Genomic DNA, 14,847 nt, shown 5'->3' with positions numbered 1-14,847 from the left:
TAACGTCGCGCTTGCCCGCCGTCAGCTGACCGGCGGGCCAGGTCTTCACCCGGGGCACCCCGCCGCGAAAGGAGGGTTGCCGGCCAGCAAGCCGGGGCTGTCACTGGCACTCATGACCTTCATTGAGTTTACGAAAGGAGGCGCCGTTGTGGCGAAGATTGTGACGACCGTATGACTTCCGGCGTCGCGCGCTCCGAATTTCAAGCGCCCCTAAGCTCAAGCGCCCGAATTTCCAGCGGCGGCACGCCGGGAGCGGCGGTGCTCAGGCGCTCTTGGCCGCGCGGAATCCGGCGTCGAGGTCCTCGAGGATGTCATCGATGTGTTCCAGGCCCACGGACAGCCGCACCAGACCCGGGGTCACGCCGGCTATCGCCTGCTGTTCCGGCGTCAGCTGGCTGTGGGTGGTCGACGCCGGGTGGATCACCAGCGAGCGCACGTCGCCGATGTTCGCCACATGGGAGTGCAGTTCGAGGGCATCGACGAAGCGCTTTCCGGCCTCCGCTCCCCCGGCGATGTTGAACGCAACGACGGCGCCGGTGCCCTTGGGCCCGTACTTGCGGCCGCGCTCGTACCAGGGGCTGGACGGCAGCCCCGCGTAGGCGACGGATTCGACGTCGTGCCGTGCCTCAAGCCATCCGGCCACCGTGGTGGCGTTGGCGACGTGCCGCTCGACGCGCAGGCTCAGGGTCTCGATGCCCTGCGCGATGAGGAAGGCGTTGAACGGCGACACCGCCGAGCCGAGGTCGCGCAGGAGCTGGACGCGGGCCTTGAGGATGTAGGAAAGGTTGGCGCCGAGGGCGCCGTCCTTGTCGAGGTCCCGGGCGTACACGAGGCCGTTGTAGCTGGGATCGGGGGTGTTGAAGCCGGGGAACCGTTCCGGATCCTTGCCGAAGTCGAAGTTGCCGGAGTCCACGATCACGCCGGCGATCGCGGTGCCGTGGCCGCCGAGGTACTTGGTGGCGGAGTGGACCACAATGTCGGCGCCCCACTCGATCGGGCGGATCAGGTAGGGGGTTGACAGGGTGTTGTCCACGATCAGCGGCACACCGGCGTCGTGGGCGGCCGTCGAAATGCCCTCGATGTCCAGCACGTCCTGGCGGGGGTTGGAGACCACTTCGCCGAAGAACAGCTTGGTGTTGGGCCGGACGGCATCGCGCCACTGCTGCAGGTTGTCCGGGTCCTCCACAAAGGTCACGGAGATGCCGAACTTCTTCAGTGTGTGCGCCAGCAGGTTGTAGGTGCCGCCGTAGAGGCTGGGGCTTGCCACAACATGGTCGCCTGCCTCGGCCACGTTGAGGATCGCCAGGGTCTCGGCGGCCTGGCCGGAGCTCAGGAGCAGCGCCGCGAGGCCGCCTTCCAGGCTCGCCACCCTCTGCTCCACGGCGTCCTGGGTGGGGTTGCCGATCCGGGTGTAGATCGGGGCGAGCTCGGCGAGGGCGAAGCGGTTCGCGGCGCTTTCGGCGCTGGGAAACACGAACGACGTCGTCTGGTAGATGGGCAGCGCCCGCGCGCCGGTGGCGCTGTCCGGCTCCTGGCCGGCGTGGATCTGGCGGGTTTCGAAGGACCAGGCTTTGGACATTGGGATGCTCCTCAAAGGACCGGGCACTGTCCGCCCCGGGGCTCATCGGCCCCGAGCGGCGCAGGCGCCGCGCTTGCCCTCCGGCGGGCGCCGGACGGCCAGGTCTTCACCCGGGGCACCCCACCGCGAAACGAGGGTTGCCGGCCAGCAAGCCGGGGCTATCTGCTGGCACTCATGACCTGGGCTCAGTCTAGGAAACGTTCACCGGGCGTGGCTAGCTTTGTGACGAAGATGAAGCTGTGCGCCGGATGGGGCGCCTTCCGGGAGAGTGATGACGGCGGAAGTCCGCGTCGACAGGCCGCATCACGCGACACGCCATTTCGGTTAGGGGACCCTAAGCAGAGAGCCGGATCACAAAGTGCCAAGATGAGGGCATGCGCATGGATCACGTCTCTTACGCCTGTGAACAAGATGGCTTGGCTGCCACCACCGAACGAATTGCGTCTGCCCTCGGCGTCGAAGCCGTGAAGGGCGGAGTACACCCCCGATTCGGGACCCGCAACATGATTATCCCGCTCGCGGGACACAAGTACCTCGAGGTTGTCGAGGTCCTGAACCACCCTGCATCCGACAAGGCCCCTTTCGGCCAGGCCGTCCGTGCGCGCTCCGAGGCGGGTGGCGGGTGGATGGGCTGGTGCGTCGAGGTCAAGGACCTGGCACCGTTTGAGGAACGGCTCGGCCGCGCCGCCGTCAACGGCAACCGCAAGTTCCCCGACGGCCGCGAACTCGTCTGGAAGCAGATCGGCATCCTCGGTCTCATCGCCGATCCCCAGGTCCCATACATGCTCAAGTGGGAGGGAGATCCGGAGCTCCACCCGTCGAAGGCCTACGAGAGCAACGTCAAGATGTCGGCCCTCACCATCGCGGGCTCTGCCGAGCGCGTGACCGAGTGGCTCGGTGTTCCGGTGGAAAAGCCGCTGGAGGACGTGGCCGTGAACTGGCTCGCCCCCCGCGGGACACCCGGCATCCTCTCCGTCACGTTCGAGACGGCCTCCGGAGCCGTCACAATCTGACACTCCCCCCAACTTCGGCCGCTATCGGCGGGTGCCAATGACGCCCCCCATCGATGGCGGCCGATATCTATTTAAGGGCCTCGGCTGGAGCGTGGGCTCTCGAGGGCAACGCGGGGTCACTTGGCGCCCGTCCCAAACCTCTGGATGGGCGCGAAGTGACCCCGCGTTGCTTTATGCCCACTCAGCCCAGGCCCACGGCCTTGCCGAAGAGGCTGAAGCCCACGAACGCCACGGTGTTCAGAAGCGCGTGCGCGATCACGAGCGGCATCACCCGGCGGGTTTTGGTGTAGATCCAGGCGAAGATGACGCCCATGATCGCGTTGCCGATGAACGGCCCGAAGCCCTGGTACAGGTGATAGCTGCCGCGCAGCATGGAGCTGGCGAAAATGGCCACAGGGATGCTCCAACCCAACCTGGGGAGCCTGTCCAGCAGGTAGCCCAACACAATGACTTCCTCCACGATCCCGTGCCGGACCGCGGAGAGAATCAGCACCGGCACCGTCCACCAGTAGGAGTCCAGCGCGCTGGGGATGATCGCCGTCGTGATCCCCAGCGCCCGGCCCGCGGCGTAGAGGCCTAGCGAGGGGATGCCGATCAGAGCCGCCAGGCCCAGCCCCTGCAGCAGGTCCTTGCCGGGACGGGCGAAATTGAAGCCCAGCTTCTGGAAGGCCGAGGCGCCGGGCCCGCCGGCTCCGGACCCGAGCGCGGGGCGCTGCTCGGAGAGGAAATAGATCACCAGCACCACCGGAACCAGGGCGAAGATGATGTCCAGCAGCTGGTAGGTGAGATCGAAGTACTCGCGGGGGCTTTGCGAACGGTTCAGCGTGGAGGTGCCCTGAGCCAGCGGCGCCCGGGTCATCTTGTCCAGCAGCTGCACCACCGAGTACACGGCGGACTGCCCCAGCGACAGGCCAAGGACTATCCAGACTTCGATCCGCAGCCGACGGCGGGAGGGAACCAACATGTTCCTATCTTGCCTGTACTTGCGGCCTATGCTTGGGGTTTATGAGTGCGCCCGGGAAAATCATCATGATCCGGCATGGCCAGTCCGCCGCCAACGCCGACACCTCGATCTACAACCGGGTGCCCGATTACCGGATTCCGCTGACCGAGCTGGGCCTCGAGCAGGCCCGCGCCGCCGGTGAGCAGGTCCGGCGGCTGCTGGACGGGCGTCCGGTCTGCGTCTACGTTTCCCCCTATCTCCGGGCCTATCAGACCCTCGAGGCGCTCAACCTCGGTCCGCTGATCGAGCGGGTCATCGAGGAGCCGCGGCTTCGGGAGCAGGACTGGGCGAACTTTCAGATCGCCGGCGAGATCGAGGACCAGAAGGAGCTCCGCAACGCCTACGGACATTTCTTCTATCGCTTCCGGGAGGGAGAATCCGGCTCCGATGTGTACGACAGGATCTCCTCGTTCATGGAAACCCTGTACCGGCACTGGTCCAAGCCGAGCTATGCCCCGAACGCGCTGTTCGTGACGCACGGGTTGACCATGCGGTTGTTCTGCATGCGCTGGTTCCACTGGTCCGTTGAGTACTTCGAGTCCCTCAACAACCCGGAGAACGCAGCGGTCCGGACCCTGCACCGCACCGGGTTGGGCAAGTATGAGCTGGACAAGCCGTTCAGCCAGTGGGAAGCCCGGCGCGTCGATGAAACGGTACTGGACGCCCCGCCGATGTATTTCTAGGCCGCTGGCTGCTCCCTGGAGCGCACGTGCTGCGTCAGCGGCGCGGACCGCCGCGCGCCAGACGGCGTGGGTCTGCGGAATGCCCGGCCGGTAGGCCAGGTGGGTGGCGGACGGCGCGTTGAGCAGGTGCAGGTCCGCGCGGTGACCGACGGCGATTGATCCGACGGCGCGTTCGCCGTCGACGTCATTCCCGGACTCGCGGTGCAGCGCCAGCGCAACGATGTATGGCAACCACACCGAAGTAGCCCGCGGTCCGAGGTTCCACGCCACTATGTTCCTCGGCGGCATGGGGGTTCTGATGCTGGCACGAAGCCCGGCTGGCACCGCATTGGGGTAGAGTCGCCCCATGCTCTCTACGCGTCGATTTATGTGCCCCCGACCGGTCTCCGGTCGCGAGGGCTCTCAGGCGCGCGCCTAGGTCCTGGCGCCGGACGTGAGTCGGGGGAGGAAAACCTTCACTCACATCCGAACATAAGGACCAACAATGCCCACGTATCTCAGCCCCTCTGAACTCCATGACGCTTTGACCATCCGTGACCTCTCAAATCCGGACGATCAACCCCATGCAATGCAGGCCCTCTTACAGGGCGTTATCGACACCCTCTGCAACCAATGGGGCGTGCCGGCACGAATCGTTCGGCACAGCCCCCTGGTCAGTGTGATCGACAACTACGACAGCCTGGGGTTCAACGAGTCCGACGTGACGCGGGATCAACGATACTCCCGCTACGTCAGCCCAACAGTCATGCTCCGCAGCCACACGTCGGCGTCCATCCCGTCGCTGCTGCGGGCACTGGATGCCGACGACTCCATGGACGAGCTTTGGGCCGTCCCCGGCCTCGTCTACCGGCGCGATTCCATCGACCGCGCCCACGTGGGAACTCCCCACCAGGTGGACCTGTGGCGCGTCAGCTCGCGGGAACAACTCGACTCCGGCAACCTGCAGGAAATGATCGTATCCCTGGTGCAGGCGGTGCTTCCGGGGGCGCAATGGCGCGCAGTCCCGGCAGCTCACCCCTACACCAGAGACGGTTTGCAGGTCGATGTCCGTATGGACGGGGAATGGCTGGAACTCGCAGAATGCGGGCTCATGGCGCCGCACCTGTTCTTCGAAGCTGGCCTGGATCCCGCAAAGTGGTCGGGACTGGCTCTGGGGATGGGTCTGGACCGGGCCCTGATGCTCCGCAAAGGCATCCCCGACATCAGGCTGCTTCGGTCTACGGACCAGAGAATCGAGCAGCAGCTGTTGGACCTGTCCCGGTGGAAACCGGTCTCCCAGCTGCCCTCCATCCGCAGGGACATTTCCATCGTGGTTCCCGCCGATATGGATGCCGAAGTGCTCGGAGACCGGGTGCGGACTGCATTGGGCCGAAGAGCCGAGGACCTGGAAAGCGTCGAGCTTCTGGCCCTGACGTCCTATGGCGGGCTTCCTCCGGCAGCGCAGGAACGACTCCGCATCTGCGCCGGACAGGCCAACGCGCTGATCCGTCTGGTGCTGCGCCCTCTCGCCCGGACCATGACAGATCCACAGGCCAATCGGATCCGAGACGATGTGTACCTGGCCTTGCACGAAGGGCCGGTCAAGGAGCTCATCGCAGGATAGATCTTTATCCCCCAACGCGGGCGCTGCGTCAGCGGGCGCGGACCCCCGCGCGCCAGACGGCGTGGGTCAGCGGAATGCCCGGCCGGTAGGCCAGATGGGTGGCGGACGGCGCGTTGAGCAGGTGCAGGTCCGCGCGGTGTCCGACGGCGATCGAGCCGACGGCGCGTTCGCCGTCGACGTCGTTCCCTGACTCGCGTCCGAGCGCCAGCGCGCCGCCGAAGGTCGCCGCCCGGACGGCCTCGTGGACGCTGAGCCGCATCTGCAACACCGCTGTGGTGACGCAGAACGCCATGGAGCTCGTGTAGGAGGTGCCCGGGTTGCAGTTGGTGGCCAGCGCGAGCTGCACCCCGGCGTCGAGCAGTTCCCGGCCCGGGGCCAGCGGCAGGCGGGTGGAGAGATCGCAGGCCGGCAGGCACGTTGCCACCGTGCCGCGCCGGGCGCCTCGCGGGCCATGCCCGGCGCCGGGATCCCAGCCGGACCAGCTCGCCGCGAGGGCGTCGACGTCGGCGGCGGAGAGGTAGTTCAGGTGGTCCACGCTGGCGGCGCCGAATTCGACGGCGAGCTGCACCCCGGGGCCTTCGCCGAGCTGGTTGCCGTGCACGCGGAGCCCCAGCCCGGCGTCTTTGCAGGCCCGGAGCACACGCCGCGACTGGTCCTCGGTGAAGGCGCCCCGTTCGCAGAAGACGTCGGCCCAGCGGACAAACGGTAGGACGGCGGAGAGCATGGGTCCGCAGACGAGCTCCGTGTACTCATCCGAATCCATCCCGGCGGGCACCAGGTGGGCGCCGAGGTAGGTGACCTCGTCCGCGACGGTGGAGGCGATCCGGGCGCTGCGCGCCTCGTTTTCCACGTCCAGGCCGTAGCCGGTTTTGGTCTCAAGATAGGTGGTCCCCTGCGAGACGGCCTCGGCCACCCGTCCCAGGGCCAGCCGGGTGAGGTCGAAGTCGCTGGTGCTCCGGGTGGCGCCGGTGGTCACGGCGATCCCGCCGGCGCTGTAGCTCTCCCCCGCCATCCGGGCCTCGAACTCGGCCGTCCGGTCCCCGGCGAAGATCAGGTGCGTGTGGGAATCGACCCAGCCCGGCAGGACGGCGCGTCCGCCGGCGTCGACTGCCTCGTCCGCCGCCGGCGCCCCGGCCGCGGCGCCGATCCAGCCGATCCGCTCCCCCTCGATCACCACGGCCGCGTTCTTGAGGACGCGGTGTTCGGTGTCCTGGGTCATCAGCTCGGCAATGTTGGTAATCAGGGTGCTCATGGGTCCATTTTTCAGCGCCGGATGGACCAGCGGGTTGCCGCCAGCGCCTCGGCCGTCCGGGATGCCGGATTGGCGGCTGCGGCGGTTCCGACGGCGGGTGCGGCTGCCTCGGCCGGGCCCTGCCCGGCGAGGATCAGTCCCGCGGCCAGTTCGGCGATGCCGGAGGAGGTCTGGAAACCGTAGCCGCCCTGGCCGGCAAGCCAGAAGAAGCCGGGGGCCTCGGCGTCGAACCCCACCACGGGAACGCCGTCGGCCGCCTCCGTCCGGAGCCCTGTCCAGGCCGTGCGGACGCCGCGGATGCCCAGCGTGGTGAGGGTGTTGAGCCGGGTGACCAGCGCCTCGACGTCGCCCGGAAACGGCTGCGCGTCTTCCGGGCCGCTCGGCACGGATTCCGACGGCGAGATCAGGACCTGCCCGCCGTCGCGCCGGAAATAGAAGCTGTCGTCGGCGGCCGCCACCATGGGGCTGCGCTCCGGGAGGGGACGCCCGACGTCGACGATCGCCGCGGTGCGCCGGTACGGCTGCAGCTGGACCTTCTCGACGCCGCTGAGGACGGCGAGTTCGTCCGCCCAGGCGCCGGCCGCATTGACGACGACGCCGGCTCCGAAGCCTTCCTGCCCGGCCCCGAGCTGCCAGCCGGAGCCCAGGCGCTGGGCCGAGTGGACCCGGGCGCCGGTGATGATGTCCACACCGCCGGCTTCGGCCCGCCGGCGGTGGTCCTCGAGCAGCACGGGGGCGTTGCAGGCGAAGGAGCCGGTGTCCAGCCCGGCGGCGCTGAAGGAGTCCGGAACCAGGGCCGGGCAAAGCTCTAGGGCCTCGGCGTGGGTGATCCGGCGCATGTGGCCGCTTGCCTTCCCACGGACAGTGGCGTCGTCGCCGATCAGCATGAAGCTGCGGGGCGAAAGCACCGGTTCCGGCCGGGTGGCGTCCTGGCCGGCGATGAGTTCGAGGGTGCGGAGCGTAAGTTCCTGGACCACGGCGGGGCCATAGCTGGGGATCAGCTGCCGGGCCGAGCGCGCGGAGGTGTGGTACGCCAGGATCTGCTCGGCTTCCACCAGCGCGACGCTGCATTGTCCGGCAAGGGCTGAGGCCAGGGAGAGGCCGGCGATACCGCCGCCGACAATCACCACATCGTAATTAGCTGACATGGTTCCATCCTTGCAGACTGGAGAGGTTGCGTCGCCGTTGGCGGCGCTGCTGCCCCAACTGGCCCGGGCCCTGGCCGCGGAGCTGGGCCGCAACCTCGATCGGAGCTAGCCGGCGACGGTTTCAGCGACGGCGGCGCGGCTGCGCACGAACGCCTGGACGCAGGACTCGACGTCGTCGGTGCTGTGCGCGGCGGAGAGCTGCACGCGGATCCTGGCCGCGCCCTTGGGCACCACCGGGTAGCTGAAGGCCGTCACGAACACACCGTTGTGCAGCATCGCATCGGCCACCTTGGCGGCCATCGCGGCGTCGCCGAACATCACCGGGACGATCGCATGCTCGCCGGGGAGAAGCTCGAAGCCCTCCTCGCTCATCCGGGTACGGAACAGCTCCGCATTGGCGAAGAGTTTGCTGCGCAGTTCCCCGGAGTTCTCCACGAGGTCCAGGGCCGTCAGCGTGGCCGCGACGATGGCCGGGGCCAGCGAGTTGGAGAACAGGTACGGGCGGGCCTTCTGCCGGAGCATGGCCACCACTTCGCGGCGGCCGGAGACGTAGCCGCCGGAGGCGCCGCCCAGTGCCTTGCCGAAGGTGCCGGTGTAGATGTCCACCCGGTCCGCGACGCCGGCGTGTTCCGGGGTGCCCGCGCCCGTGGCGCCCATGAAGCCGACGGCGTGGGAGTCGTCCACCATGACCATGGCGTCATACTTCTCGGCGAGCTCACAGATCGCCTCGAGCGGGGCCAGGAAGCCGTCCATCGAGAAGACGCCGTCGGTGACGATGATCTTGCGGCGGGCCGGGTTCTCCTGAGTGGTGGCCTGGATCAGCTTGGCTTCGAGGTCCGCCATGTCCTGGTTGGCGTAGCGGAAGCGCTGGGCCTTGCAGAGCCGGATGCCGTCGATGATGGAGGCGTGGTTGAGGGCGTCGGAGATGACGGCGTCTTCCGGGCCGAAGAGGGACTCGAACACGCCCCCGTTGGCGTCGAAGCAGCTGGAGAACAGGATGGTGTCCTCGGTGCCGAGGAACGCCGAGACGCGGGCCTCGAGGGCCAGGTGCAGGTCCTGGGTGCCGCAGATGAAGCGCACGCTGGCCATGCCGAAGCCGCGTTCGTCCATGGCGGACTTGGCGGCGGCGATGATCTCCGGGTGGTCCGCGAGGCCCAGATAGTTGTTGGCACAGAAGTTGAGCACGTCCGCGCCGGGCTCGCCGATCCGTCCGGCCTTGATGTGGTTGGCCTGTGGTGAGTCGATGTGCCGCTCGGTCTTGAACAGGCCGGCGCTGCGGATTTCGTCCAGCTCGTGCTGCAACTGGTCCTTGATGGCTGAATACATGGGTTGTGCTCCTCAGCTGAATGTGTGCGGTGTGCCGGATGTCGGCGGCGGGTGGGGGTCCGGAAACGCGAAGTTCTAGAACCCGGTCCAGTCCAGGACCACCTTGCCGCCGACGCCGGCGCGGGCGATCTCGAAGCCCTTCTCCCAGTCCGCGGCGGGCAGCGTGTCCGTGACGACGGCGGAGATGTTGGCGCGCAGTACCGGGTTGGAGGACAGCATGGCACTCATGGCGTACCAGGTCTCGAACATTTCACGGCCGTAGATGCCCTTCATGGTCAGCATATGCGTGACCACCTTGCCCCAGTTGATGTCGATGGACTGGCTGGGCAGTCCCAGCATCGCGATCCGGCCGCCGTGGTTCATATTGTCGATCATCTCAGGCAGTGCCGTGGGGTGTCCCGACATTTCCATGCCGATATCGAATCCCTCGCGCATGCCCAGTTCGCGCTGTGCGTCCCTGACGCGCATCCTGGAGACATCGATCGCGAGGTCGACGCCGAGCTCCCGGGCCAATTCCAGCCGCGGGGCGGAAACGTCGGTGATGGCGATTTTCCGGGCGCCGGCGTGGCGGGCGACGGCGATTGCCATCAGCCCGATAGGCCCGGCACCGGTGATCAGCACGTCCTCGCCGACGAGCGGAAAGCTCAGCGCGGTGTGGACGGCGTTGCCGAAGGGGTCGAAGATGGCTCCAAGTTCCGGCGTCACGGAGGGGTCCTGGTGGACCCAGACGTTGGTCTCGGGGATGACGACGTACTCGGCGAAGGCGCCGTCGCGTTGGACGCCGACGCTGACGGTGTTAATGCACATCTGCCTGCGGCCGGCGCGGCAGTTGCGGCATATCCCGCAGACGATGTGGCCCTCGCCGGAGACGCGGTCCCCCACCTTGACGTCCAGGACGTCCTCGCCGATCTCCACCACCTCGCCGTAGAACTCGTGGCCGGCGATCAGGGGGGCGTTGATGATGCCCTGCGCCCAGGCGTCCCAGGACTGGATGTGCAGGTCGGTGCCGCAGATGCCGGTGGTCATGACGCGGATCTTAACATCGCCCGCGCCGGTTTCCGGCTCGGGGCGGTCCACCAGCTCGAACCCTGCGTGGGCGCCGGCCTTGTAGAGAGCCTTCATGGGCCTTCCTAACTTCTGGGGACACCCTCCCCGGAGGCGGGTGATGTGGGACAACTCACCCCATTAGACCGGGGCGGAAAGCATTAGCACAACCGGATTTTTCTCAATCGACGATTTAGCTTTTGCTTGCGCTTAGACTGGTCGGCATGGAAATCCACCAGCTGGAGATGCTCCGGGAACTCGGCGCCCTCGGCAGCGTCAAGGCCGTCGCCGAAACCCTCCTCGTCACGCCCTCGGCGGTGTCCCAGCAGCTCGCCGCCCTGCAGAAGACGGTGGAGGTGCCGCTGACCCGCAAGGAGGGCCGCAACCTGGTGCTGACCGGGGCCGGGCAGGTGCTCGCGGACGCCGGGGCCGCCGTCGTGAGCGCCATGGCGGACGCCCGGACGGCGATCGGCGCGTACCACGGCTCCCCCGTGGCGCCCGTGACGCTCAGCGGCTTCCACAGCGCCGGCCAGGCACTGTTTGCCCCGCTTGCCCGGCTGCTGACAGGCCCGGACCAGCCGCGGATCCTGCTCTCCGACGAGGACGTGGCACAGCAGGACTTCCCGGCGCTGACCGCCCGCTACGACCTGGTCCTCGCGCACCGGATGGACCACAGCCCGCGCTGGCCGGCGGAACGCGTCGCGGTGATCCCGCTCGCGCACGAGCCACTGGATGTGGCGCTGCCTGCCGGGCACCGGCTGGCCGGCCAGCGGGCGGTGACGGCGGACGACGTCGTCGGCGAACCATGGGTGACCAGCCACGCCGGCTACTCCCCCGCGGATGTGCTCGCCGCCGTCGCCGCCGTCGCCAGCCGGGAACTGAATATCGTCCACCGGATCAATGACTACTCCACCGTGGCCGCGCTCGTGGCGACCGGGAGCGTGATCGGGCTGCTGCCGCGGCATACCGCCCGGCCCGTGCTGAACCCGGACATCGTGCTGCGCCCGCTGGAGGGCATCAGCACCCGCCGCCGGATCGACATCCTGGCCCGGCCGGAGAACCTTAAGCGCACGTCGGTCAGAAAAGTCTGCGAAGCGCTGCAGACCATCATGACCGGGTTGGTGGGTGGGTCGACCTAGCCTTCGACGCCGAGGCGCTCCAGGATCAGCTCGCGGACGCGGCCGGCGTCGGCCTGGCCGCGGGTGGCCTTCATGACGGCGCCGACAATCGCGCCGACCGCCTGGACCTTGCCGCCGCGGATCTTGTCCGCGACGCCGGGCTGCGCGGCGAGGGCCGCGTCGATGGCTTCGAGCAGCGGCCCGTCGTCGGAGACCACGGCGAGGCCGCGCTTCACCACGATTTCCGCCGGGGTGCCTTCGCCGGCGAGTACGCCGTCGAGGACCTCGGTGGCCATCTTGTTGTTGATCTTGCCGTCCTGGACCATCTGGTTCAGTTCGACGATGGTGGCCGGTGCGACGCCGAGCTGGCCGGGATCGACGTCGGCGTTCTTGGCGCGTCCGACGATCTCGCCCATCCACCATTTGCGGGCCACGGTGGCGGTGGCCCCGGCGGCAATGGTTTCCTCGATCTCGTCCATCACGCCGGCGTTGACGACGTCGCGGAACTCCAGGTCGGAGTAACCCCAGTCCGCCTGCAGGCGCTTGCGACGGGCGGCCGGCGGCTCGGGCAGGGTGGCCCGGAGTTCCTCGACCCATGCCCGCGAGGCAACGATCGGCACCAGGTCCGGTTCCGGGAAATAGCGGTAGTCGTCGGCGTCGGACTTGGGCCGGCCCGACGTCGTGGTCCGCGTGTCCTCGTGCCAGTGCCGGGTTTCCTGGACGATCGGCTCGCCGGCGTCCAGCACGGCGGCGTGCCGCTGGATCTCGTAGCGGACGGCGTGTTCGACGGCGCGCAGCGAGTTCACGTTCTTGGTCTCGGAGCGGATGCCGAAGCGTTCCCGGCCGTGCGGGCGCAGCGAGACGTTCGCGTCGCAGCGGACGTTGCCGCGTTCCATCTTCGCGTCCGAGACGCCAAGGTTTTTGACGATCTCGCGGACGGCCGCGACGTAGGCCTTCGCCAGCTCGGGCGCACGGCTGCCTGCGCCCTCGATCGGCTTGGTGACGATCTCCACGAGCGGCACGCCGGAGCGGTTGTAGTCCACGAGGGAGTAGTCCGCACCCTGGATCCGGCCGGTGGCGCCGCCCATGTGGGTCAGCTTGCCGGCGTCCTCCTCCATGTGCGCGCGTTCGATCTCGACGCGGAAGATGGTGCCGTCGGAGAGTTCGACGTCCAGGTAGCCGTCAAACGCGATGGGCTCGTCGTACTGGGAGGTCTGGAAGTTCTTCGGGGTGTCCGGGTAGAAGTAGTTCTTCCGGGCGAAGCGGCAGGTCTCGGCGATCGTGCAGTTCAGCGCCAGGCCGATCTTGATCGAGGACTCGATCGCGGTCTTGTTCACCACAGGAAGCACGCCCGGCATGCCGAGGTCCACCTCGTTGACGTTGGTGTTGGGCTCGTCGCCAAACACGTTCGGCGCGGAGGAGAACATCTTGGTCCTGGTGTTGAGCTCCACATGGACCTCGAAGCCCAGTACGGGATCGTACTTCTCCATCGCCTCTTCGAAGCTGAGGGTTGCGTCAGTCATTAGTGGGAACCTCCGTGGCTCGCGACGGCGTCATCGGTCAGTATGGGTGCACGGTCCAGCAGCGGGCCGCCCCACTGCGCCTCGAGCAGGGCTTCGAGCACCGCGCCGACGCGGTAGAGGCGGGCGTCCTGGCGGGCCGGGGCCAGCAGCTGGACGCCCACCGGCAGCCCGTCCTCGTCGGCCAGGCCGCCGGGCAGCGAGAGCCCGGGCACGCCTGCCATGTTGGCGGGGATGGTGGCGACGTCGTTGAGGTACATCGCCAGCGGGTCGTTGAGCTTCTCGCCGAGCTTGAAGGCCGTGGTGGGCGCTGTCGGGGAGATCAGCACATCGGCGCGTCCGAACGCGGCCTCGAAGTCGCGCTGGATCAGGGTGCGCACCTTCTGGGCCGAGCCGTAGTAGGCGTCGTAGTAGCCGGCGCTGAGGGCGTAGGTGCCCAGGATGACGCGGCGCTTGACCTCGTCGCCGAAGCCGGCGGCGCGGGTGGCCGCCATGACGCGTTCAATGGTCATCGGGCCCTCTTCGGGGAGCACCCGCAGGCCGTACCGGACGCCGTCGAACTTGGCCAGGTTGGAGGATGCCTCGGAGGGCATGATCAGGTAGTAGGCGCCCAGGGCGTACTTGAAGTTGGGGCAGGAGACCTCGACGATTTCGGCGCCGGCGCCCCTGAGCAGCTCGAGGGATTCGTTGAAGCGGTTTTCGACGCCGGCCTGGTAGCCCTCGCCGTGGAGTTCCTTGATGATGCCGATCTTCATGCCGCGCACGTTGCCGATCGACGCGGCGGCGACGAGGTCCTCCAGCGGGTCCGGCAGCGAGGTGGAGTCGCGCGGATCGTGCCCGCCGATGACCTGGTGCAGCAGCGCCGAGTCCAGCACAGTGCGGGAAACCGGGCCGATCTGGTCCAGCGAGGAGGCCATGGCGATGGCGCCGTAACGGGATACGCCGCCGTAGGTGGGCTTCACTCCCACGGTGCCGGTGACGGCGCCGGGCTGCCGGATGGAACCGCCGGTGTCCGTGCCGAGGGCCAGCGGCGCTTCAAAGGCCGCGACGGCGGCAGCGGAACCGCCGCCGGAGCCGCCCGGGATCCGGTCCAGGTCCCACGGGTTGCGGGTGGGGCCGAAGGCGGAATGCTCGGTGGAGGAGCCCATTGCGAATTCGTCCAGGTTGGTCTTGCCCAGGATCGGCATCTTCGCGGCGCGGAGGCGCTCGACGACGGTGGCGTCGTAGGGGCTGTGCCAGCCCTCGAGGATCTTCGAGCCGGCCGTGGTGGGCTGGCCGATCGTGACGATCAGGTCCTTGACGGCGATCGGCACACCGGCGAGCGTGTGCAGCTCTTCGGCGGCGGCCCCGCCTGCGGCGCGGATCGCGTCCACCTCGGCGGCGACGGCGAGCGCCTCGTCCGTGTTGACGTGCAGGAAGGCGTGGACCTTGCCGTCGACGGCGGCTATGCGGTCCAGGTGGGCCTGGGTGACCTCGACGGCGGAGACTTCGCGGGCGGCCAGCTTGCCGGCGAGCACCGCGGCGGAGGAGCGGATCAGTTCGTTGTTCTCAGACATGT

12 protein-coding genes, 1 pseudogene and 2 riboswitches are annotated in these 14,847 nt (G+C 68.1%); of the genes and pseudogenes, 4 read left to right on the top strand and 9 right to left on the bottom strand.

The window, feature by feature from the left end; all coding sequences use genetic code 11:
• Positions 1-2: 2 nt before the first annotated feature.
• A riboswitch (SAM riboswitch) is annotated at positions 3-118 on the bottom strand.
• Between the two features lie 144 nt (positions 119-262).
• Complete coding sequence (locus tag AC50X6_RS11385) at positions 263-1,579, bottom strand: bifunctional o-acetylhomoserine/o-acetylserine sulfhydrylase (protein ID WP_494966320.1); 1,317 nt, start codon at positions 1,577-1,579, stop codon at positions 263-265.
• 64 nt (positions 1,580-1,643) lie between these two features.
• Positions 1,644-1,759: riboswitch (SAM riboswitch) on the bottom strand.
• A gap of 194 nt (positions 1,760-1,953) precedes the next feature.
• Between AC50X6_RS11385 and AC50X6_RS11380 the strand changes: the two genes are divergently transcribed.
• Complete coding sequence (locus AC50X6_RS11380; protein WP_326966821.1) at positions 1,954-2,592, top strand: VOC family protein; 639 nt, start codon at positions 1,954-1,956, stop codon at positions 2,590-2,592.
• Between the two features lie 181 nt (positions 2,593-2,773).
• Here the strand turns inward: AC50X6_RS11380 and AC50X6_RS11375 are convergent, their stop codons facing one another.
• A complete protein-coding gene (locus tag AC50X6_RS11375; protein WP_494966319.1) occupies positions 2,774-3,556 on the bottom strand; it encodes a CPBP family intramembrane glutamic endopeptidase in 783 nt (260 codons plus the stop codon).
• A gap of 41 nt (positions 3,557-3,597) precedes the next feature.
• Here AC50X6_RS11375 and AC50X6_RS11370 point away from each other — a divergent pair, with 41 nt between their 5' ends.
• Complete coding sequence (locus AC50X6_RS11370; RefSeq protein WP_494966318.1) at positions 3,598-4,278, top strand: histidine phosphatase family protein; 681 nt, start codon at positions 3,598-3,600, stop codon at positions 4,276-4,278.
• A 42-nt stretch (positions 4,279-4,320) separates the two neighbouring features.
• Here the strand turns inward: AC50X6_RS11370 and AC50X6_RS11365 are convergent.
• A pseudogene (locus AC50X6_RS11365) lies at positions 4,321-4,494 on the bottom strand (imidazolonepropionase); the annotation flags it as partial.
• A 268-nt stretch (positions 4,495-4,762) separates the two neighbouring features.
• Here AC50X6_RS11365 and srmL point away from each other — a divergent pair.
• A complete protein-coding gene (srmL, locus tag AC50X6_RS11360) occupies positions 4,763-5,881 on the top strand; it encodes a PheS-related mystery ligase SrmL (RefSeq protein ID WP_494966317.1) in 1,119 nt (372 codons plus the stop codon).
• A gap of 28 nt (positions 5,882-5,909) precedes the next feature.
• Here the strand turns inward: srmL and hutI are convergent, their stop codons facing one another.
• The 4 genes from hutI to tdh all read right to left on the bottom strand — a co-directional run bounded on the left by hutI (position 5,910) and on the right by tdh (position 10,729).
• Positions 5,910-7,133 (bottom strand): imidazolonepropionase, encoded by a 1,224-nt coding sequence (gene hutI, locus AC50X6_RS11355; RefSeq protein ID WP_494966316.1) that lies wholly within the window; start codon positions 7,131-7,133, stop codon positions 5,910-5,912.
• A gap of 11 nt (positions 7,134-7,144) precedes the next feature.
• Positions 7,145-8,281 (bottom strand): NAD(P)/FAD-dependent oxidoreductase, encoded by a 1,137-nt coding sequence (locus tag AC50X6_RS11350; protein WP_494966315.1) that lies wholly within the window; start codon positions 8,279-8,281, stop codon positions 7,145-7,147.
• Between the two features lie 105 nt (positions 8,282-8,386).
• Entirely contained in the window at positions 8,387-9,607 is a 1,221-nt protein-coding gene (locus tag AC50X6_RS11345) for a glycine C-acetyltransferase (RefSeq protein ID WP_494966314.1), read from the bottom strand.
• 75 nt (positions 9,608-9,682) lie between these two features.
• A complete protein-coding gene (gene tdh / locus AC50X6_RS11340; protein ID WP_494966313.1) occupies positions 9,683-10,729 on the bottom strand; it encodes an L-threonine 3-dehydrogenase in 1,047 nt (348 codons plus the stop codon).
• A 146-nt stretch (positions 10,730-10,875) separates the two neighbouring features.
• Here tdh and AC50X6_RS11335 point away from each other — a divergent pair, with 146 nt between their 5' ends.
• Positions 10,876-11,790, top strand: a complete 915-nt coding sequence (locus AC50X6_RS11335) for a LysR family transcriptional regulator (RefSeq protein WP_494966312.1) — start codon at positions 10,876-10,878, stop codon at positions 11,788-11,790.
• Here AC50X6_RS11335 and gatB read toward each other — a convergent pair.
• Entirely contained in the window at positions 11,787-13,292 is a 1,506-nt protein-coding gene (gene gatB / locus AC50X6_RS11330; protein ID WP_494966311.1) for an Asp-tRNA(Asn)/Glu-tRNA(Gln) amidotransferase subunit GatB, read from the bottom strand. The genes AC50X6_RS11335 and gatB overlap by 4 nt on opposite strands.
• Positions 13,292-14,845 carry an Asp-tRNA(Asn)/Glu-tRNA(Gln) amidotransferase subunit GatA gene (gene gatA, locus AC50X6_RS11325; protein ID WP_494966310.1) on the bottom strand — a complete coding sequence of 518 codons (1,554 nt, stop codon included), beginning with the start codon at positions 14,843-14,845 and terminating at the stop codon, positions 13,292-13,294. Before gatA ends, gatB begins: the two co-directional genes overlap by 1 nt.
• Positions 14,846-14,847 lie beyond the last annotated feature (2 nt).

This window comes from Pseudarthrobacter sp. HLT1-7 (genome assembly GCF_059383435.1).
The sequence above is the reverse complement of the archived record's forward strand: the minus strand, read 5'-3'. Positions and strand labels throughout refer to the sequence as shown.